This is a genomic window from Bradyrhizobium sp. USDA 3650 (assembly GCF_054057395.1).
Window position 1 is genome coordinate 2,361,944 of record NZ_JBSRZG010000001.1, and the last position, 19,224, is coordinate 2,381,167.

The 19,224-nt window shown below is 64.7% G+C and carries 16 protein-coding genes; 5 read left to right on the plus strand and 11 right to left on the minus strand.

Annotated features, from left to right (window positions below; all coding sequences use genetic code 11):
* Positions 1 to 3: 3 nt before the first annotated feature.
* Positions 4 to 1,908 carry a sensor domain-containing diguanylate cyclase gene (locus ACVIN2_RS11215; RefSeq protein ID WP_456765666.1) on the minus strand — a complete coding sequence of 635 codons (1,905 nt, stop codon included), beginning with the start codon at positions 1,906 to 1,908 and terminating at the stop codon, positions 4 to 6.
* Between the two features lie 171 nt (positions 1,909 to 2,079).
* Positions 2,080 to 2,295, minus strand: coding sequence for a hypothetical protein (locus ACVIN2_RS11220; RefSeq protein ID WP_007595236.1), 216 nt, complete (start codon positions 2,293 to 2,295; stop codon positions 2,080 to 2,082).
* A gap of 110 nt (positions 2,296 to 2,405) precedes the next feature.
* Between ACVIN2_RS11220 and hemE the strand changes: the two genes are divergently transcribed.
* On the plus strand, positions 2,406 to 3,440 hold the full coding sequence (hemE, locus tag ACVIN2_RS11225; protein ID WP_456765667.1) for a uroporphyrinogen decarboxylase: 1,035 nt from the start codon (positions 2,406 to 2,408) through the stop codon (positions 3,438 to 3,440).
* A 217-nt stretch (positions 3,441 to 3,657) separates the two neighbouring features.
* On the opposite strand, the gene hemC is transcribed toward hemE, so the two are convergent.
* From hemC to ACVIN2_RS11240, 3 genes are read right to left on the minus strand one after another with little or no spacing between them, the layout of a single operon-like run.
* A complete protein-coding gene (gene hemC, locus ACVIN2_RS11230) occupies positions 3,658 to 4,638 on the minus strand; it encodes a hydroxymethylbilane synthase (protein ID WP_456765668.1) in 981 nt (326 codons plus the stop codon).
* 25 nt (positions 4,639 to 4,663) lie between these two features.
* On the minus strand, positions 4,664 to 6,289 hold the full coding sequence (locus tag ACVIN2_RS11235; protein WP_456765669.1) for a GMC family oxidoreductase: 1,626 nt from the start codon (positions 6,287 to 6,289) through the stop codon (positions 4,664 to 4,666).
* Positions 6,290 to 6,342: 53 nt separating this feature from the next.
* Positions 6,343 to 6,933 carry a TetR/AcrR family transcriptional regulator gene (locus tag ACVIN2_RS11240; RefSeq protein ID WP_456765670.1) on the minus strand — a complete coding sequence of 197 codons (591 nt, stop codon included), beginning with the start codon at positions 6,931 to 6,933 and terminating at the stop codon, positions 6,343 to 6,345.
* A 101-nt stretch (positions 6,934 to 7,034) separates the two neighbouring features.
* Here ACVIN2_RS11240 and ACVIN2_RS11245 point away from each other — a divergent pair, with 101 nt between their 5' ends.
* The gene (locus tag ACVIN2_RS11245; RefSeq protein WP_456765671.1) at positions 7,035 to 7,400 is read left to right on the plus strand and encodes a nuclear transport factor 2 family protein; all 366 of its coding nucleotides are present in this window, start codon (positions 7,035 to 7,037) and stop codon (positions 7,398 to 7,400) included.
* 312 nt (positions 7,401 to 7,712) lie between these two features.
* Positions 7,713 to 9,674, plus strand: a complete 1,962-nt coding sequence (locus ACVIN2_RS11250) for a putative bifunctional diguanylate cyclase/phosphodiesterase (protein WP_456765672.1) — start codon at positions 7,713 to 7,715, stop codon at positions 9,672 to 9,674.
* Between the two features lie 91 nt (positions 9,675 to 9,765).
* On the opposite strand, the gene ACVIN2_RS11255 is transcribed toward ACVIN2_RS11250, so the two are convergent.
* The 5 genes from ACVIN2_RS11255 to pgm all read right to left on the minus strand — a co-directional run bounded on the left by ACVIN2_RS11255 (position 9,766) and on the right by pgm (position 15,846).
* Positions 9,766 to 10,818, minus strand: coding sequence for a SphA family protein (locus tag ACVIN2_RS11255; protein ID WP_456765673.1), 1,053 nt, complete (start codon positions 10,816 to 10,818; stop codon positions 9,766 to 9,768).
* 261 nt (positions 10,819 to 11,079) lie between these two features.
* A complete protein-coding gene (locus ACVIN2_RS11260) occupies positions 11,080 to 12,060 on the minus strand; it encodes a PDR/VanB family oxidoreductase (protein ID WP_456765674.1) in 981 nt (326 codons plus the stop codon).
* A 10-nt stretch (positions 12,061 to 12,070) separates the two neighbouring features.
* Complete coding sequence (locus tag ACVIN2_RS11265; RefSeq protein ID WP_007595257.1) at positions 12,071 to 12,823, minus strand: GntR family transcriptional regulator; 753 nt, start codon at positions 12,821 to 12,823, stop codon at positions 12,071 to 12,073.
* Positions 12,824 to 12,829: 6 nt separating this feature from the next.
* Positions 12,830 to 13,879: an aromatic ring-hydroxylating dioxygenase subunit alpha gene (locus tag ACVIN2_RS11270; RefSeq protein ID WP_456765675.1), complete on the minus strand. Its 1,050-nt coding sequence runs from the start codon at positions 13,877 to 13,879 to the stop codon at positions 12,830 to 12,832.
* Positions 13,880 to 14,154: 275 nt separating this feature from the next.
* The gene (pgm, locus tag ACVIN2_RS11275; protein ID WP_456765676.1) at positions 14,155 to 15,846 is read right to left on the minus strand and encodes a phosphoglucomutase (alpha-D-glucose-1,6-bisphosphate-dependent); all 1,692 of its coding nucleotides are present in this window, start codon (positions 15,844 to 15,846) and stop codon (positions 14,155 to 14,157) included.
* Positions 15,847 to 15,942: 96 nt separating this feature from the next.
* Between pgm and ACVIN2_RS11280 the strand changes: the two genes are divergently transcribed.
* Both ACVIN2_RS11280 and ACVIN2_RS11285 read left to right on the plus strand, forming a co-directional pair.
* Positions 15,943 to 17,085 carry an alpha/beta hydrolase family protein gene (locus ACVIN2_RS11280; protein ID WP_456765677.1) on the plus strand — a complete coding sequence of 381 codons (1,143 nt, stop codon included), beginning with the start codon at positions 15,943 to 15,945 and terminating at the stop codon, positions 17,083 to 17,085.
* 90 nt (positions 17,086 to 17,175) lie between these two features.
* Positions 17,176 to 17,982, plus strand: coding sequence for a transglycosylase SLT domain-containing protein (locus tag ACVIN2_RS11285; protein ID WP_456765678.1), 807 nt, complete (start codon positions 17,176 to 17,178; stop codon positions 17,980 to 17,982).
* A gap of 229 nt (positions 17,983 to 18,211) precedes the next feature.
* Here ACVIN2_RS11285 and ACVIN2_RS11290 read toward each other — a convergent pair whose 3' ends face one another.
* Positions 18,212 to 19,024: a response regulator gene (locus tag ACVIN2_RS11290; protein WP_456765679.1), complete on the minus strand. Its 813-nt coding sequence runs from the start codon at positions 19,022 to 19,024 to the stop codon at positions 18,212 to 18,214.
* Positions 19,025 to 19,224: the final 200 nt, after the last annotated feature.

Genomic DNA, 19,224 nt, shown 5'->3' on the forward strand with positions numbered 1-19,224 from the left:
GGGTTACTGACCGGACGCCTTGAGCAGGAGGTTGCTCACCTCGCCCGACATCATCAGCCGGTTGCGCCCAGCCTCCTTGGCGGCATAGAGCGCTTGGTCGGCGGCCTCGATCAGCGAGACCACGCCGGCCGTGCGCTCCAGCGCCGGCCGGCAGGCAGCACCGCCGAGCGAAGCGGTGACGCAGCCAGCCGCATGGTTGCTGGTGTGGACGAGGCCCGCATCGCGGATCGCCCGTCGAATCCGGTCGCCGATCAGCGCGCAGCCGGCAGCGTCGGTGTTCGGCAGCAGCATGGCGAACTCCTCGCCGCCGTAGCGCGCCGCAAGATCGCCGGAACGCTGCGCCTCAGCAGCGATGATCTGGGCCACCTGCCGGAGGCAGGCATCGCCCGCGGGATGGCCGTATTCGTCGTTGTAAGACTTGAAGTGGTCGACATCGATCATCAGCAAAGAGAGGCTGGAGCGCTCGCGATAGGCACGCGCCCACTCCTCCTTCACTCGTTCATCGAAGCGGCGGCGATTGGCAAGCCCGGTGAGGCTGTCCTCGATCGCGAGCGTTTCGAGCCGGGTCTCGAGCTTCTTCTGCTCGGTGATGTCGCGCGAGATCGCGACCACGCCGTCGACGCGGCCATTCTCCTTGCGGGTCACCCGCATGGTCGATTCGAGCCAGACTTCGGCATTCTGCCGGTGCGCGTTGCGATAGGTGACGCGCACCTCCTCCTTCTCGCCGCGTTTCATGGCGTCGACGAGCGCCTGCACCTGCGGCCGGTCGTCCGCGTGAACGCCGGCGAGCGCGAGGGTCCCGATCAGCTGATTGGCGCGCCAGCCGACGACGCCAATCGACGACGGCGAGACATAGCGCAGCCGCTCGTCGAGCCCGATGCGGGTGACCATGTCACTGGAGCCTTCCGCAAGCAGTCGGAAATGTGCTTCCTTCTCGACCAGCGCGGCCGCCATGCTCTGGCCCCGTTGCAACTGCCGCACCAGCACCGCACCGATAATCGCGATCAGCATGACCAGCGCGAGCACGTAGAGCATGCGAGAGACCGCCGCAGCACGCCAGGGCGCCAGCAGTTCGGCCTTGTCGACGGTGGCGAGCAGGACCAGCGGATAGCGGCCAGACCGCTTGAAGAAGCTGACGCGTTCGGCCCCGTCGAGTGGCGACTTGAAATGATAGGCGCCGCCCGGCCGCTGCAGGCCGGCGTCACGAAACAGCGGCGTATCGGCAACGCTGCGGCCGACGAACCTGTCGTTGCTCGGGTTGCGCGCGATGATCAGGCCGTCGCCGTGCGTCAACGCCACCGAGCTGTTGCGGCCGATCTCGAACTGTTCGTAGAAATGCGAGAGATAGTTGGAGCTGATGGTCGCGAGCACAACGCCGCCGAAGCTGCCGTCGGGCTTGTTGAAACGGCGCGACAGGGTGACGACCCATTCGCCGTCGAGCAGGCTCTTCACGGGACGGCCGACATGGGGCTCCCGTTTCGGCGAGAGCTGGTGATAACGGAAGAACGCGTCGTCGTTGAGGGTCGAGCCGATCGTGCCGGGCGAGGTCAACCAGTTGCCGTGTTCGTCGATGATGGCGAGGCTGTGGACACGCTCCATCGCCTTCTTGCGCGCCTCCAGCAGGGTTCTGAGCTTGGCGATCGTGGCCGGCTCGGCGCCGTCCATCTCCAGCCGGCTGACGACGCCGACGACGCCTGAATCCAGCAGATCGAGGCTGTCCTCAGCATGCTGCGTCAGCGAGCGAGCAACATTCGCCATCTCGGTCTCGGCACCCTTGAGCACCGCGTCGCGCGCCGCCCATTCGCGCCAGCCGCTGACGCCGAGGATGGCCACGCAGGTCAGCGCGACGAACGCAGCCGCTCGCAGCGGCAGGCGGCTCCATCCGGCTCTTTGGGTCACAGCGCTCATGCAGCAGAAATCTCCGATCTCCGGAACTTCTGCTGCTTCTGTTATTGAACTCTGAAACGCCGGGATAAATATGCAGTGATGTTGCCGGTTTCCCGTAGTCGTACGTACGCCGGAATCGGCGCATCGCTAACAAGGCATTAGCAAACCTATCGGAATCCGGCGCTCCCCGCCTTAGCTGAAGATGGCCTTAACCTTGTCCCAGAGCGACGGATTGTCGGCCTCCGCATCGGCCTTCGAGGGCGTCGGCTGGGCGGCGCTCACGGGATCGGACGCGGGGAAGGTATCTTTCAGCCCGGCGTCGAGCTTGGCGTGGCGGTCGGCGGCGAGCGCTTCGTGCAGATCGTCGGCGTGCTTGTCATGCGGCGCGGGGTTGAATGTCTCAGCCATGGTCTCGTCCTCCGTTGGCTGGTCAACGCGGCCCAATTGCGCTTGGTTCCCCTGTTCCGCTTCGGGCCATGGCGGTGTATCAGGAGCCCTAACCATCTTCAGGATCGTTCGTGCCCCAGTCTGCCACAAAACCCTTCATCGACGTCCTCTCCGGCCAGCGGCAGGTCATTCCGCCGGTCTGGATGATGCGGCAGGCCGGCCGTTACTTGCCGGAATATCGCGAGGTGCGCGCCAGGGCCGGCGGCTTCCTCGACCTTTGCTTCAACCCGGAGCTTGCCGCCGAGGTGACGCTGCAACCGATCCGGAGGTTCGGCTTCGATGCGGCGATCATCTTCTCCGACATCCTGGTGATCCCCTATGCGCTCGGACGTTCCGTGCGCTTCGAGGTCGGCGAGGGTCCGCGGCTCGAACCGCTGGATGATCCCGCCAAGGTCGCGACACTGGCGAAGCACGCCGATTTCGGCAAGCTCGCACCGGTGTTCGAGGCCCTCAAGATCGTGCGCGGGGCGCTCGATCCCAAGATCGCACTGATCGGCTTCTGCGGCGCGCCGTGGACGGTGGCGACCTACATGGTCGCCGGCCAGGGTACGCCCGACCAGGCGCCGGCGCGGATGATGGCCTACCGGCATCCGGAGGCGTTCGCTGAGATCATCGACGTGCTGGTCGAGAACTCGATCGAATATCTGCTGGCGCAGCTTGCGGCCGGCGCCAACGTCTTGCAGATCTTCGACACCTGGGCCGGCGTGCTGCCACCCGCCGAATTCGCGCGCTGGTCGATCGAGCCGACGCGGCGCATCGTCGAAGGCGTGCGCGCCAAGGTGCCGGATGCGAAGATCATCGGCTTTCCGCGCGGTGCCGGTGCGCAACTGCCCGGGTTCGTCGAGGCGACCGGCGTCAACGCCGTCAGCATCGACTGGACCGCGGAGCCGGACTTCATCCGCGAGCGCGTGCAGAGCAAGGTTGCGGTTCAGGGCAATCTCGATCCGCTGGTGCTGATCACAGGCGGCGCCGCGCTCGACCGCGCGGTCGACAACACGCTGGCGAATTTCGCGCAAGGGCGGTTCATCTTCAATCTCGGCCACGGCATCCAGCCGGAGACGCCGATCGCCCATGTCGAGCAGATGCTGAAGCGGGTGCGGGGCTGATTTATTTTGCGCCTGGGGAGCGGGAAAACAAAAAGCGCGAAAACAACCCCATGCACAGTAGAGAGGCCACGCCCGATCAATGACTTAGGGCGGACGGAAATCAGGTGCGCCGTCATCACATCAGGTCGCGCCAACATTTGACCCGTCGGGCAAAACAGGCGCATGATGCCATCATCGCAGCGCTGTCCCCCTCGTCATTGCGAACCTGCGGGAAAGCTTACCGCGGCCGGCTGCGCTCGATGATCTCGGCGGCGCCCCTGGCCAGCAGATCCAGTCCTACCGCACGGCCGAGTTCGCGGGGACGATTGGCGGGACCCGAACGCAAGGCTTCGATGATGGTGTTGCCGGAGAGATCGAGCACGGACGCGGTGAGCGACATCTGATCGCCCGCAATGGTCGAAAAGCCCGCCACCGGCGAATTGCAATGGCCGTTCAGCACCCACAGCACTTCGCGCTCGGCATCGGCGCAGGCGTGAGCAGCGGGATCGTCGATCGATGCGAGGATGCGACGCGTCTGCCAGTCCTGTGCCGCGCATTCGACCGCGACGATGCCCTGCCCCGCTGCCGGCAGCATTTCCGCCGCGGAGAATTCGTAGCCGATGCGATGGGAAAGGCCGACGCGGTCGAGGCCGGACCGCGCCATGATCAGCGCGTCCGCAGGCCCCACCGCGTCGCCATCCGGCAGGCGCTGCTTCTCGCCATTGTCCAGTTTTCGCACGCGCGTGTCGGCCGCGCCGCGGAAATGGATGATCTCGACGTCGGGAAACAATCGCCGCGCATAGGCGGCGCGGCGGACGGCGTTGGTGCCGATCTTGAAACCCTTGCCACGAGATTGGCGCAATGCCTCCAGCGTCACGCCCTCACGCAGCACCAGCGCGTCGTTGGGAGGATCGCGCGAGAGCGTGGCACCGATCACGAGACCGGGCGTGTCTTCGTTGCCGGGCATGTCCTTCAGCGAATGCATCGCCGCCTGGAGCTCGCCCGACAGCACGGCGGCGCGGATCTGCGCCACGAAAGCACCGCCCTTGCCGCCATGGGGCAGCAGCTTGCTGGTCTGGTCGAGATCGCCCGTGGTGTCGAATTTGACGATCTCGACGTCGAGATCGGGCATGGCGGCGGTCAGGCGGCGCGCGATCTCTTCCGTCTGTGCCAGCGCCATCGCGCTCTTGCGTGTGCCGATCTTGAATCGCGTAGCCAAGCCCAAATCCTCTCGAGACGCGAGTTTACCGCGCATCCTCCAATATCATGTCGGAGGCCTTTTCGGCGATCATGATGATCGGCGCATTGGTGTTCCCCGAGACCAGGTCGGGCATGATCGAGCCGTCGACCACACGAAGGCCCTCGAGGCCCCTCACCTTCAGCCGCTGATCGACCACCGCGAGCGCATCATTGCCCATACGACAGGTCGAGGTCGGATGGTAGATGGTGCTGCCCCGCTCACGGCAATAATCCAGCAGCTCGGCATCCGTGGACACCTTCGCTCCGGGATCGTATTCGTCGACCACGAACGGCTTCAGCGCCGGTGCATGCAATATCTTGCGCAGGATCTTCAGGCCTTCCACGTTGGTGGTGCGGTCGGTCTCGGTCGACATGTAGTTGATGCGGATCTCCGGCGGCACCGTCGGGTCGGCGCTTTTGATGCGCAAGGACCCGCGGCTTTCGGGACGGAGTTGGCATACCGACGCGGTGAAGCCGGAGAAACCATGAAGTTTCTCGCCCATCTTGTCGGTCGAGAACGGCAGGAAGTGGACCTGGATGTCGGGCGAGGCCAGCCGCGGACTGGTCTTGAAGAAGGCGCCCGCCGTGCCTGCCGCGATCGTCAGCCAACCTTTGCGGAACAGCGCATAGCGCGCACCGGCCATGGTGCGGCGGAGCGGATGATTGACGGTGTCGTTGAGCGTGATCTTCTGCGAGCAGCGCATCACGATGCGGACCTGCATGTGATCCTGGAGATCGTGCCCGACGCCCGGCGCGTCCAGCACGACATCGATGCCGTGCTTGCGCAGGAGGTCTGCGGGTCCGACGCCGGAGAGCTGGAGCAGCTGCGGCGAGTTGTAGGCGCCGCTCGACAGCACGATCTCCTTGCGCGCGCGGGCGCGGCGCAAATTGGCGCCCTGACGGTATTCAACGCCGACCGCGCGGCGGCCCTCGAACAGCACGCGCTGGCCGAGCGCGCCAGTTTCGATCTTGAGATTGCCGCGGGCCTTGGCGGGGCCGAGATAGGCCACCGCCGTCGAGGCGCGGCGGCCGTTGCGCGTCGTGGTCTGGAACAGGCCGACGCCTTCCTGCGTGGCGCCGTTGAAATCGGGATTGTAGGGCAGACCGCTCTCGACCGCGGCGTCCATGAAGGCCTTCGACAACGGATCGGTCACCACCATGTTGGACACCGGCAGCGGGCCGCCGCTGCCGTGATATTGATCGGCGCCGCGCGACTGGTTCTCGGCCTTCTTGAAATAGGGCAGCACGTCGTCATAGCCCCAGCCGGCGTTGCCGCGCTGACGCCATCTGTCGTAATCCTCGTGCTGGCCGCGGACATAGAGCAGGCCATTGATCGAGCTCGATCCGCCCAGCGTCTTGCCGCGCGGCTGGAACACCTGACGGCCCTTCAGCTCGGGCTCCGGCTCGGTCTGGTACATCCAGTTGACGGTTTTTTCCTTGAACAGCTTGCCGTAGCCGAGCGGCACGTGGATCCAGATGTTGGAATCCTTCGGGCCTGCCTCGAGCAGCAGCACGCTGTGCTTGCCGTTGGCCGACAACCGGTTGGCGAGCACGCAGCCGGCAGAGCCGGCACCGACGATGATGTAGTCGAACTCAGGGTCGGAGGGCGTCAGGGAGGAAGTTGCGTTCATGCGCTACTGTTCTTTTTGTTGGTGTGGGCGTTTCCAATCATCACTTAGCACGATCATGCAGCGACGCGCAGCGCCTCGACCAGCGACCGGAACGCACGGGCATATTCCGCACCCGCCCTTGCGATATCGGCGCGTCCGGCGCAGGCGACCGCCGCTTCCGTGACCGCGCCGAGCAGCAGCCGGGCCAGCGGCTCGACCGGCTGCCGCGCGATCAGGCCGCCCTCCATCGCAGCCGCAATCGCACGCGGCAGCTTGCCCCCGAAATGTTTCGTGTCGATCTCGCGCCAGCGCTCCCAACCGAGCACGGCCGGGCCGTCGCGCAGGATGATCTGACTGGTCGGGCCTTTGGCGGTCGCGGCGAAATAATGCTGGGTGCCTCCGACCATCGCGGCAAGCACGTCCTTCTCGGCACGGGCCGTGCTGTCGATCTCGGCGACGAGGTCGCGCGAGACCTGGTCGAACACCGCTTCGAACACCGCCTCCTTGGTCTTGAAGTGATGATAGACCGCGCCCTTTGCAACGTGGGCGGCTTCGGCGATCTCGTCCATCGTCGTCGCGGCAAAGCCTTGCGTCCCGAACAGGCGGCGCGCCGCCGTCAGGATCGCCTCCGATGTCGCAGCCCGCCGCTCCGCCTGTTTCGCCATGGCTCTGCTGTAGTCGAAACGGGCCAGGACAGCCAGTTGACTTTTCGACCGCCGGTCGGTATTTACCGACTATAAGTCGGTTTTACTCGTGAGGTGCGCCCATGCCGAGCCGTGATGTCGTCGAAGCTTTTGCCAAACGATTAGAGGACGGGGATTTCGTCGGAGCGATCCTCGACTACTACACGCCGGACGCCGCCACCTATGAAAACCAAGCCGAACCTCTGGTCGGACGCGACAAGCTCGCGGCCAAGGAGCGCGGCGTGCTGGCAGCCTCTAGGGAGGTCAAGGCGGTGCGCATCGGGCCGAGCCTGATCGAAGGGGATCATGTCGCCACGCGCTGGAGATTCAGCTTCACCAATGCCGAGGGCATCATCCGAACGTTGGACGAGATCGCATGGCAGACCTGGCGGGGCGATCAGTTGATCGAGGAGCGGTTCTACTACGATCCGAAGCAGATGGGGCGGTGATGCCTAAAGCACAGCTGTCATCGCCCGCGAAGGCGGGCGATCCAGTATTCCAGAGACGGCAGTGATTCCTTGATAGGCTGCGGCGCCTTCGCGGGGCATGACAGCGGAGTTGGTAGTGAGCATGCTCCTGCCGCGACGACGATGACGACCGCGCCTCGCATTTGTATCGATTTGTTATCGATACAATATCACGAACGCGCAGAAGTGGTCACAGCAATCGTCGCAAGCTCAGATAATTCATAGTTCGTCAAAGGTTTGCAGCGAATTCTCCGGACCGGGCCGGACAAGCGGCCCATGCTGCTAGGCTCTGGAATGCGGACTCAAACGACCAGCTATTTCGCGCGGCTGTTCGCCGGCGATCTGTCGGCCTTTGGCGGTCCCGTAACCGACGAAGCCGTCGCCGGCCATATCCGCGCCGAACAGATGTCGCTGGTGCTCGGCTATTCGGTCGGCATCATGCTGGCCAATGCCTGCAACGCCGGCGTGCTCGTCGTCGCGCTGTGGCATTCGCCGGACTTGAAGCTGGCCTTGATCTGGGCCGCCATCGTGGCGGGCGCCGCGATCGCGTTCGGCCTGCAATCCCATGCCGCGCGCCGCATCACCAAACCGCAATTCGTCTCGCGCCGGGCCATGCATCGGCTGGTGCGCAATGCTTTCATCCTCGGCGCCGCCTGGGGCACCGTTCCGGTCGCATTCTTCGCCAATGCCTCAACGGGCGGGCAGCTCGTCATCACCTGCCTTTGTTCGGGGATGCTGGCGGGGGGCGCGCTGGCCTTCGCCACGATCCCGATCGCGGCGATCGCATTCACGGCCCCGATCTTCGCTGGCATCGCGATCTGCCTCGGCAGGAATGGCGATCCGGCGTTTCTGCTGATCGCCTTCCTGGTGGTGGTCTACGGATCGGTGCTGCTACGCAGCGTGTTCGTCAATTCGATCTCGTTCGCACGGCGCGTGATGCGGCAGATCGAGGCCGAGCGTACGGTGCGGCAGAACCCGCTGACCCATCTGCCCAATCGCGTCGCGTTCAACGAAATGCTCGATGCAGCCTTGAAACGGCTCGCTCTGTCCGGCGAGGAATTCGCGGTCCTTCTGCTCGATCTCGATCGTTTCAAGGAGGTCAACGACAAGTTCGGCCATCCCGCCGGCGACGAGTTTCTGGTCCAGATCGCAAGCCGCCTGCAACGCTGCACCCGCGCGGCCGAGCATGTCGCACGCATCGGCGGCGACGAATTCGCGCTGGTGATGGCCAATCTGGCGCGGCCGGAGGATGCGCTCGGGATCGCCGAGCGCTTCGTCGCGGCCTTCGATGAACCGTTCCAGATCGAGGGCCGCCAGATCGTCGGCGCGACCAGCGTCGGCATCGTGCTGGCGCCGCGTGACGGCAGCACGCAACTCGACATCATGAAGAACGCCGACACCGCGCTCTACCGCGCCAAGAAGGCCGGACCCGGCACGGTGTGTTTCTTCGAGGAGGCCGACGACCGCTCGTCACGCGACCGCAAGGCGCTGCAATCGGATCTGGAAGGCGCCATCGCCAGGGACGAGCTGTTCCTGGTCTTTCAGCCCTTTCTCGACCTCGGCGGCAACCGCATCACCGGGTTCGAGGCGCTGCTGCGCTGGCAGCATCCCCAGCGCGGGCTGGTGCCGCCGAGCGAGTTCATTCCGATCGCCGAGGAAACGGGGCTGATCCACGAGATCGGCGAGTGGGTCGTCCGCCGCGCCTGCGCGACGGTTGCCGAGTGGCCCGAAGAGATCAGGGTCGCCGTGAATTTCTCGGCCGCGCAGTTTCACAACAACGGCCTGCTCCAGATCATCGTGCAGGCACTTGCGGACGCGAAGATCGCCCCGCACCGGCTCGAGATCGAGATCACGGAATCGATGCTGCTGTCGAAATACGCCTCCGCCGCGTCGGTCCTCAACGCGCTGCTGGAGCTCGGTGTCACCGTGGCGCTCGACGATTTCGGCACCGGCTTCTCCTCGCTGACTTACCTGCGCAAGCTGCCGTTCAGCCGCATCAAGATCGACCAGTCCTTTATCCGCGACATGCTGGTGCAGCCGGACTGCGCCGCGATCGTGAAATCCGTGATTGGGCTCGCGCGCGACCTGCGCATCGGCGTGGTCGCGGAAGGCGTCGAGACCGCCGACCAGCTCGAATATCTGCGCCAGATCGGTTGCGACGAAGTGCAGGGTTATCTCATCAGCCGGCCGGTGTCGGCGGATGGCGTCCTGGCGCTGCTCGATCCGAAGAAGTTGCGGGCGACATACGCGGCGTAGGCGAGCAGAAACGGCCGGCATACGGCCAAAGTGATGCGATTGACCCATTTGACACCTGCCGATAGCAGCCGACGTCCGGTTGGCACGAGGTTTATTTCACAACCAGATGCTTCGTGGGTGCTATGGCGGCAGGCGCGGACGGGGAAATGGTGAACGTCAGCCAAGTATTCCATCCTGACGGACGGTTGGCTGCACCGAATTCGCCGTATCCCCTCAGACCAAGGAAGCCCTGCATGTCTGCGACCGGGAAGCTGTACCCGATTTGCGGACCGACACCGAAAACGCGTGACCTGAAACCACCGAGGATCGGGTTCTGGCCGGAATCGTCGGTGATTTGCTGGTAGGCGTATCCGACAATGCCGACGAAAAGCTGCTTGGTGAGGTAGTGCGATGCGCCCCAGTCGAAGTGGAAATCGATGCCGTTCCGGTACTGGGTGTCGGGATTCCTGAAATTGTAGGTCAGGCCGGCGACGCCCGAGATTTCGTTTCCTGCCGCCGGGTCGAAATAGGTATAGCCGCCCCCAATGTCGATCGCACCGTGCCCGAGCCCGATATTGGGAATCCGCGCCGGATCATAGTCGCCGACGGGAGCATTGCCCGTGACGTAAGCCATGTAATTGTCGACGCCATGGTTCCATAGCAGTTCCGCGAACGGTGCGAGGTCGCCGTAGGAGGTAAGCGATCCTTCCAGCATTCCGGTGCGCGTCACCACAATCGGTCCGGCTATCGCAGTCAGCGTTCCGGCGATACTGGTGGCAGCTCTGCCGTACTGGCCCGATATGCCTACGACCAACTGACCGCCAAGCACCGCCGTCGCGAATGTATACGATGGCGTAAGGGCGACCAGATCGGCCCGCCCGCTCAGACTCAGATTCAAATTAACATTGACGTTCGCGGGAATTTTGCCGGCCAGGATCTCTTTGGCTGCAGCAGCACTCCCAGCGGCGGCGACGCTGGAATGGTAATCGATCACGCTGAGCGCCCAGCCCGGTGTCTGCTGCATGGCGGCGAGACTCGCAAACTGACCCGGAAACCAGAATGAGCTACCGCCCTGGTCGGCATGCGAAACATCAGCGCAAAGCACGAGAGCAGCCACCGCTGTCGCATAGTTGATGACGCAGCTTCCCGGCTTGTTTGATCTCATTGCAAACCTCTGGGCGGCATTTGCAACCAGTGGCGGGCTACTGCAAAGCGCCCCGCGAACCGCGGAGCCTTAAGTTACGACGGGCATCCAATACTAGGGCACAAGCAGCGTCCAAATCCGTGACAGAATGGTAACAGCGGCGGATATTAGTATTACGGCGACGACGCAGTCTCGGCTCGACCAAGAGTGCCGGCCCCCGAAGACAGAGCCGACAAGGCCTGCCTTCGTGGGGTAAGCGTATGAGGAGACGCCCTACCCCCCTCAGACCGCATCCGCTCGCAGCAGTGTGTCAACCGTGATGGTGCCCCGCGCGCGGGAGACGCAGGCGCAGATCTTCTGGTTGCTTTGCTTCTGATGATCGCTGAAGAAGACGTCGCGATGGTCGATCTCGCCATCGACGGCGACCACGTCGATGGCGCAGAGGCCGCATTCGCCGCGCTTGCAATCGTACATGACGTCGTGGCCGCTGGCGTTGAGGACATCAAGCATCGAGCGCTCGCGTGGGATCTCCAGCTCGACATCGGAGCCTTTCAGGCGCACGCGAAATGTCTCGGTCGGCAGCGTGCCGCTGGAACCGAAAGTCTCGTAGCGCAGATCGGGAAGCGGATGGCCGGCGCCGATCCAGGCGTGGCGCGCGGCATCCAGCATCCGCATCGGGCCGCAGAATAGCGCCAGCGCATCCTTGGGCACCGAGGCGAACAGGGCGTCGAGATCGAGCCGCTTGCCCTCGTCGCTGGCGTGAACGACCAGGCGATCACCGAGCATTGCGGCGAGATCGTCGAGATAGGCGGCCTCCGTGCGCGAGCGCACCGCGTAATGCAGCGTGATATCGGCGCCGCGCCGCGCCAGCGCCTGCGCGGCACCGAGGATCGGGGTGATGCCGATGCCGCCGGCGATCAACCAGTAGTTTTGGCGTGCCCAATCGACCGCGAGCAGCGAGGCGGGCGTCGTGATGTCGAGCCGCGCGCCCGGTTGCAACGACCACATATAGCGCGAGCCGCCACGCGAATCCTCGGCGCGGCGCACCGCGATCCTTAAACCCTGCGACGAGGCTTCCCCGACCAGCGAATAGGACCGCGTCTCCGGCTGCCCGTCGATGGTGACGCTGATATTGATGTGGCTGCCGACCGGATAGGCGGCGCCATCGAACTGGTCCGGCCGGATCAGGAATTCGCGGATGCCCGGCGCGAGATCGCGCGTCGAGACGAGCGTCGCCGGACTCCAGGTTTCGATGAAGCGCATGACACTCCCCTCAATCGGTTGCGGACTTGATCAGCGCAAGCGCCGGCAGAAGGTCGAGATGGGTCCGGTTGCGCAGCGCAAGCCGCAAATTGCGCACCGCGAGCCGCGCATGCTCGCGCATGACCGCCTCGGCGCGCGCGCCTTCGCGGTTCTCGATGGCGTCGATCACGACACGGTGGTGCTCCTGCCCGATGATCAGGATCTGCTGCGCTTCGGGCAGCGCGGACTGCGCCATCACGAAACCGCTTGGGGATGCAAACGGCAGCGACGAGGCGCGGTCGATCTGTCGGATCAGCGGCGGGCTTCGCGACAATTCGGTGAGCAGGGCGTGAAAGCGCGCGTTCAGCGTGACATAGGACGAGAACGCATCGACCGAGATCGGGACCTGGCGCAGCAATTCGTCGATCGCGGCCAGGCACTCCTTCAGCGGCTCGAGCTCGCGCGCGGACACGCCGCGCTCGGCGGCAAAGCGCGCGGCGAGCCCTTCCAGCGTGCCGCGCAGCTCGATGGAATCAGAGATGTCGCGCTCGGAGAACGCCTTCACCATGAAGCCGCCGGAGGGAATCGCCTCCAAGAGGCCCTCCTCCTCCAGCCGCACCAGCGCCATGCGCACCGGGGTGCGCGAGGCGCCGGTCGTCTCCACCGCCTGGAGCTCGGAGATGCGCTCGCCCGGACGCAACGAGCCCGACAGGAGCTGGTCGCGCAGCGCGAGCTGCGCCTTCACCGTCTGCGAGACGGAGCGGTCGACCTCACGCTCGGCCATGTCGGCTTACTCCGCGGCCTGGAGGTGCTGCGGCGGGTTTTCCTTTGCCACCATCTTGTCGATCAGCTTGCGCGTCCACATCGCGCCGGCGTCGATGTTGAGATTGTAGAAGATGCGATCCGGGTTCTCGTCCATCGCGCGCTGCTGCGCCTCGAGGATCAGCTCGTCCTCGTGGAAGATGCCGGAGACGCCCTCGCGGATCTCGGAGGTGATGCGCTGCTCGCCAAGCTGATAATTACGCACGAAGGCCCAGAAATAGTGGCAGGTCGTCTCGGTTTCCGGCGTGATGGTGTTGAGCACGAAGCCGTTGACGCCTTGCGAGCGGTCGCCTTCGGGCGCGCCGGTGCCGGTCGGCGCCACGCCGACGTCGATGGCAATGGTGCACGGCGCTTCGAAACGGATGATCTGCCAGCGGTCGACGAGGCCGGACTTGCCGAGTTGTTTCGCCCAGAACGGCGGCGCCTCGATGCCGCGCATCCAGCGCGTCACCGTGACAGTCTTCTCGCCATGGGTGACGTCGAACGGCGCCTCCGCGACCGCCTCGTTGCCGATGGACGAGCCGTGCACGAACGTCTCGTGGGTGAGGTCCATGAGATTGTCGAGCACGAGGCGGTAGTCGCAATTGACGTGAATGGTCTTGCCGTCGCCGGCCCAGGCCGGGTCGTGATTCCAGTGCAGGTCGGGCACCAGCGCGGGATCGGCCAGCGCGGGATCGCCCATCCAGAGCCAGATGTAGCGGTGACGCTCGACCACGGGATAGGCGCGCACGCAGGCCGACGGGTTGATGGTCTCCTGCGACGGCATGAAGGTGCAGCGCCCTTGCGCATTGTACTTCAGGCCGTGATAGCCGCAGACGACGGTGTCGCCCTCGAGCCGGCCCTTGGACAGCGGCACCAGGCGGTGCCAGCAGGCATCGTCCAGCGCGGCCACCGAGCCATCGGCCTTGCGGTACATCACGACGTGCTTGCCGCAGATCGTCCGGGGCAGCAGTGCCGGCTTCACATCGGCGTCCCAGGCGGCGGCATACCAGGCGTTCATCGGGAAGGGTTTTGTCACCGGTCTCACTCCCAAGGCTTATGGATACGTTATGTATACAATAGCGGAGGGACGGAATCGTTCAAGGGCCAAAATGGCGCATTATAATACCTTTATTCAGCATGGTGTATACAAGCGTCATTCCCCGCGAAAGCGGGGAATCCAGTACGCCGCGGCGATCGTTGGTCACTCAACTGGCGGCACGGCGTACTGGATCACCCGCCTTCGCGGGTGATGACAGCTGTTGATGCGGCGAGTCCCCCCTGAGCAGCGGCAGCCGCGCTTTGGCGCGACGACTACGCCCCGAACACCTTCGCCAACCCCGCCTGAGCCTCCTGCTGAATCGCCTTCAGGTGCTCGGGGCCGCGAAAGCTCTCCGCGTAGATCTTGTAGACGTCCTCGGTGCCCGACGGCCTGGCGGCGAACCAGCCGAAATCGGTTTCGACCTTGATGCCGCCGAACGGCTGGCCGTTGCCGGGTGCCTTGCTCAGCGTGGCGCGGACGGGATCGCCAGCGAGATCCTTCAGGCCGAGCTGCTCCGGCGTGACGGACTTCAGGATGTTCTTCTGCGGTGTGGTCGCGGCGACGTCGATGCGGGCGTAATGGGGCACGCCGAACTCGGCGGTGAGGTCGTTGAAGAGCTGGCTCGGATCGCGGCCGGTCTTGGCCATGATCTCGGCCGCGAGCAGGCCGAGGATGATGCCGTCCTTGTCGGTCGTCCACACCGTGCCGTCGCGGCGCAGGAACGAGGCGCCTGCACTCTCTTCGCCGCCGAAGCCGAAGCCGCCCGTGAGCAGGCCATCGACGAACCATTTGAAGCCGACCGGGGTCTCGACCAGCTTACGGCCGAGTTTTTTCGCGACGCGGTCGATGATGGAGCTCGACACCACGGTCTTGCCGATCGCGGCGTCCTTGCCCCAGTTCGGGCGGTGCGCGAACAGGTAAGAAATCGCGGTCGCGAGATAATGGTTCGGGTTCATCAGGCCGCCGGTGCGCGTCACGATGCCGTGCCGATCGGCATCGGTGTCGTTGGCGAAGGCGACGTCGAAGCGGTCGCGCATCGCGATCAGGCTCGCCATCGCATAAGGCGAGGAGCAGTCCATGCGGATCTTGCCGTCCCAGTCCACCGTCATGAAGCGGAAGGTCGGGTCGATCGCCTCGTTCACCACGGTCGCCTTCAGGCCGTAGCGCTCGATGATCGGATGCCAGTAATGCACGGCGGCGCCGCCGAGCGGATCGATGCCGATATTGACGCCGGCGGATTTGACCAGGTCGAGATCGATGACATTGCCGAGATCGGCGACATAGGATGTGACGAAGTCGTAAGCGTGGACGTTCGCTGATTTGCGTGCCCTCGCGTAGTCGATGCGGTTCACGCCTTTCAGGCCGTCGGCGAGATAGGCATTGGCGCGCTTCTCGATCACGGAGGTCGCGTCGGTATCGGCCGGCCCGCCATGCGGCGGATTGTATTTGTAGCCGCCGTCCTCGGGCGGATTGTGCGAGGGCGTGACGACGACGCCGTCGGCAAGGCCCGAGCTGCGGCCCTTGTTGTAGGTCAGGATCGCATGCGAGATCACCGGCGTCGGCGTATAGCCGCCGTCCTTGTCGATCATAACGTCGATGCCGTTGGCCGCGAACACCTCGACGGCGCTGACCAGCGCAGGCTCGGCCAGCGCATGGGTGTCGATGCCGATAAAGAGCGGGCCGGTCAGCCCCTTTTCACGTCGGTAATCACAGATTGCCTGCGTCGTCGCGAGGATATGGCCCTCGTTGAAGCTGGTCTTGAACGAGGTGCCGCGATGGCCGGAGGTGCCGAACGCGACTCGCTGCGCAGGGTCGGCGACGTCGGGCTTGCCGGCGAAATAGGCCGTCACCAGCCGCGGAACGTTGGTGAGCGCGTCCGGCGAGGCCTGCTTGCCCGCCGCGGGATGAACATCGACCACTGGATATACCTCGTCCTGTCGTAGAATTGCGCGATACCATAGCATCGGCCAAGCCCGCGCCAAGAGCACAACACCCGCGATGGGGCGGCCGTTCCTGAGATCATGCTATGGTCTTTCGATCGGGGCTATTCGAGTCGGGGCATGACGCTGTTTCAGAGGCTGTTTGTTGTTCTGATCGCCTGGCTTGCGACGGCGGGCATCGCGCCCGATGCGATGGCCGCGGAGTTCTACACCGAGGATCTGCGTATCCCGATGGCCGAGGCCGGACCGCCGGGGCTAGAGGCGTTCCTGGTCCGGCCGGCCGGGACCAAGCGCTATCCGCTGGCACTGCTCAGCCACGGCTCGCCGCGCAGTTTCGACGATCGCGCGACGATGTCCGCGCACAAATATTACGGCATCGCTCTCGAATATGCCCGGCGCGGCTTTGCCGCGCTGATCGTGATGCGGCGCGGCTACGGCACCTCGCCCGGCGGGCGTGTCGACAGCGTCGGCGGCTGCGCCAATGCCGCTTATCTGCCGGCCGCGGCGGTCGCGGTGGCGGATTTGCGCGCGGCGATCGAGGCGATGGCGCGCAGGGCCGACGTCACCACATCAGGCATGATCGCGGCCGGCCATTCCGCCGGCGGCTTCGTCACCGTCGCCTTGACCGCGCAGGCGCCAGCGGGTCTCGTCGCCGCGATCAGCTTTGCCGGCGGACGGGGCTCGCGCGACGATGACGACGTCTGCAATCCCGACGGGCTGGTGCAGGCCTTCGCCACGTTCGGCAAAACCGCGCGCGCGCCGATGCTGTGGGTCTACGCCAGCAACGATTCCTACTTCGGTCCCGACCTCGCGCGCCGCCTCCATGACGGATTTCGCGCCAATGGCGGCAACGCGAAGTTCGTTGCAGCGCCGCCTTACGGCGACGATGGCCACTATCTCTATTCGGTCGTGAGCCGTCCGCAATGGACGCCATATCTCGACGCCTTCCTGCGCGAGCGAGGTCTCGGCCACGAGGTCCTGAGCCCGCCCGATCCGCTGCCGCCGCCAGGCCAGCTCAGCGAGGCGGCGCGCGCCGAGTTCGCGCGTTATCTCGCCAGCACGATGCCGCACAAGGCTTTTGCGGTGTCGCCGAACGGCGGTTACGGCTGGCGTTCGGGGCGCGCGACGGCCGACGACGCCCAGCGCGATTCACTTGGCGCCTGCACAAAATGGTCGTCCACCTGCACGCTCTATGCGGTCGACGACAAATTGGCCGGGGCTGCGCCAAGCACATCAACCGACCAGAGTTCGCGGTCGCGATAGCTTCATGGCGCCGCTGGCCGCCCGAGCCGGACCGCGCCCCGGGGCCGCCAGAAAATCGGTTGTTAACTCGAAAGATATAATACGTGGTCCATGCTGCGGGATCGAACACACATCAATGCCCGCGCGACGTGGACACACGTTGCGATCGCCGTGCTTTGGTTGGCATCCACCTCCGTGCAGGCTCAGGACGGCGTGGAGCCGGCGTTGGCGGCCGGCGGTCACGATGCAGATCTCGGCGCTGGAGAGACGCCGGCCTCGCGGGCGGCAATCCGAAAAATTATCGAAAGAGAAACGGCCAGGACCGATCTTCCCGCCGACATCGCGGAGGCCGTCGTCTTCGTTGAAAGCGGATATAATCCGGGCACCATCGGCACCGTCGGCGAGATCGGCCTCATGCAGGTTCGGCCCGAAACGGCAGCGATGCTCGGATTTCGGGGAAATAACGCAGAGCTCGCAGAGCCCGATATCAACATCCACTACGGCGTTCTCTATCTGAGCCGCGCATGGCGCCTGGCAGGCGGGGACCTTTGCCGCGCCCTGATGAACTATCGAGCAGGTCACGACGAGGAGTCCATGACCCCACGCTCGCAGGTCTATTGTCATCGCGCCCGCAACCGTCTTGTCTCCATGAATTCGACGAGTGTGGGAAACCAGGCTGCGGCCGTCGCAGATGTGGCACCGGCGCCAACTCCGGCACCCACCGTCTCGAAGTCAGCGCACAATCAGAAGTCAGCACACAGCCAAAAGACACCGGCACAGCCGAAGGACGTTTACGCGCGGTACCGTCAAGGCACGGCGGTCGCGAGCAGGGCATATTGGGCAGCACAGGAAGCCCGGGTCCGCCTCATCAAGGCTCGCGTCGAAGCCAAGTGGAAACGGGTGGCATCACGCCAATAAAATTAGAATTCCCCTTGAGGCGAGCAGCGGTTGGACGAACGACATTTTTGAAACCGAACTTTGAAACCGAACCTGAATAGGGATCATGCACAATAGTTTGAGAGTTTTGTTTGCAATCGTCGCGACCGGCGCCGTGGCCTTGTCAGCCTTTCTCGCGATTCGGTTCCTCGTCGGTTTCAGTGGCTGAACCCGATGGCGCCGCCGGCACCATTTCGTGCTGCGCCCGGGTCTAGAGCCGCTCGCTCAGCGCGAGCTTGTAGCCGACGCCGGTGACCGTGGTGATGACGGGCGTGCCGCTGCCGACGAGCTTGCGGCGCAGCCTCGCCACCAGGGCATCGACCGTGCGGATGTCGACCTCGGCCTGGCGGTTGCTGACCACCTCGATCAGATAGTCGCGGCTGAGCGGCCGGCCGTCGGCACCGACAAGCGCCGCGAGCAGGTCGAATTCGGCGCGCGTCAGCGCCACCGGCTTGCCGTCGCTGCCGAGCAGCTCGCGCCGCGTCAGGTCGATGATCCAGTCGCCGAAGGCGATCGAATTGTGGTTGCGCGCCGCCTTGCGGTCGATCGAGAGCCGCCGCAACACGCTTCGCGCGCGCGCGAGCAGGTCGCGCAAATTGATCGGCTTGGTGACGTAGTGGTCGCCCGCGACCTCAAGGCCGAGGATGCGATCAACGTCGGTGTCGCGGCGGGTGACGAAAATGATGCCGGCGTTGCTGGTCGCCTGGATCTCCTTGGCGAGGTCGAAACCGTCGCCGTCGGGCAGTTGCACGTCCAGAAAGACGAGATCGGTCCGCGTCCGCAGCGCCTGGCGGCATTCCGCGCAGGAGCCGGCGCCGACCACGTCGAAATTGTTCTCGCTGAAATAACCGACCAGCATCGTCCGCGTCACCGGATCGTCCTCGACCACGATCAGTCGCTCGCGGCCGGCGACACGCAATTCCTGAACTGCGGAATCAGCCACGATGTTGGATGTCCTGTGTGCTTGCGGGCCAACCTGGAAACTCAGGCCGCCGAGCGCGCCGTCCTGTGAACGTACATTCACGACTGTTCGAGCCCCCTCGAATTGCCTGCTGCAACACTAGGCGCGTTATCGCGCCCAAACAACATTGCTCACGATTTAGCCGAATTAAGTATGAATTGGCCCACACTTCACATCCGGGACATCATGTTCGGGAACCCCGCACAGGCGGCTGTTGTGCGGGGCTAAAGCCCATCCCGCGGCCGCTTGCCCCGCCAAGAGCT

What these genes read in the sequence shown, in the direction of transcription:
- ACVIN2_RS11235 (WP_456765669.1), bottom strand. Translation starts at nt 6,289, where the DNA reads ATGAACGCAACTTCCTCCCTGACGCCCTCCGACCCTGAGTTCGACTAC.
- ACVIN2_RS11220 (WP_007595236.1), bottom strand. Translation starts at nt 2,295, where the DNA reads ATGGCTGAGACATTCAACCCCGCGCCGCATGACAAGCACGCCGACGAT.
- ACVIN2_RS11265 (WP_007595257.1), bottom strand. Translation starts at nt 12,823, where the DNA reads ATGGCCGAGCGTGAGGTCGACCGCTCCGTCTCGCAGACGGTGAAGGCG.
- ACVIN2_RS11280 (WP_456765677.1), top strand. Translation starts at nt 15,943, where the DNA reads ATGACGCTGTTTCAGAGGCTGTTTGTTGTTCTGATCGCCTGGCTTGCG.
- ACVIN2_RS11215 (WP_456765666.1), bottom strand. Translation starts at nt 1,908, where the DNA reads ATGAGCGCTGTGACCCAAAGAGCCGGATGGAGCCGCCTGCCGCTGCGA.
- ACVIN2_RS11245 (WP_456765671.1), top strand. Translation starts at nt 7,035, where the DNA reads ATGCCGAGCCGTGATGTCGTCGAAGCTTTTGCCAAACGATTAGAGGAC.
- ACVIN2_RS11250 (WP_456765672.1), top strand. Translation starts at nt 7,713, where the DNA reads ATGCGGACTCAAACGACCAGCTATTTCGCGCGGCTGTTCGCCGGCGAT.
- ACVIN2_RS11260 (WP_456765674.1), bottom strand. Translation starts at nt 12,060, where the DNA reads ATGCGCTTCATCGAAACCTGGAGTCCGGCGACGCTCGTCTCGACGCGC.
- pgm (WP_456765676.1), bottom strand. Translation starts at nt 15,846, where the DNA reads ATGCTATGGTATCGCGCAATTCTACGACAGGACGAGGTATATCCAGTG.
- ACVIN2_RS11255 (WP_456765673.1), bottom strand. Translation starts at nt 10,818, where the DNA reads ATGAGATCAAACAAGCCGGGAAGCTGCGTCATCAACTATGCGACAGCG.
- ACVIN2_RS11285 (WP_456765678.1), top strand. Translation starts at nt 17,176, where the DNA reads ATGCTGCGGGATCGAACACACATCAATGCCCGCGCGACGTGGACACAC.
- ACVIN2_RS11240 (WP_456765670.1), bottom strand. Translation starts at nt 6,933, where the DNA reads ATGGCGAAACAGGCGGAGCGGCGGGCTGCGACATCGGAGGCGATCCTG.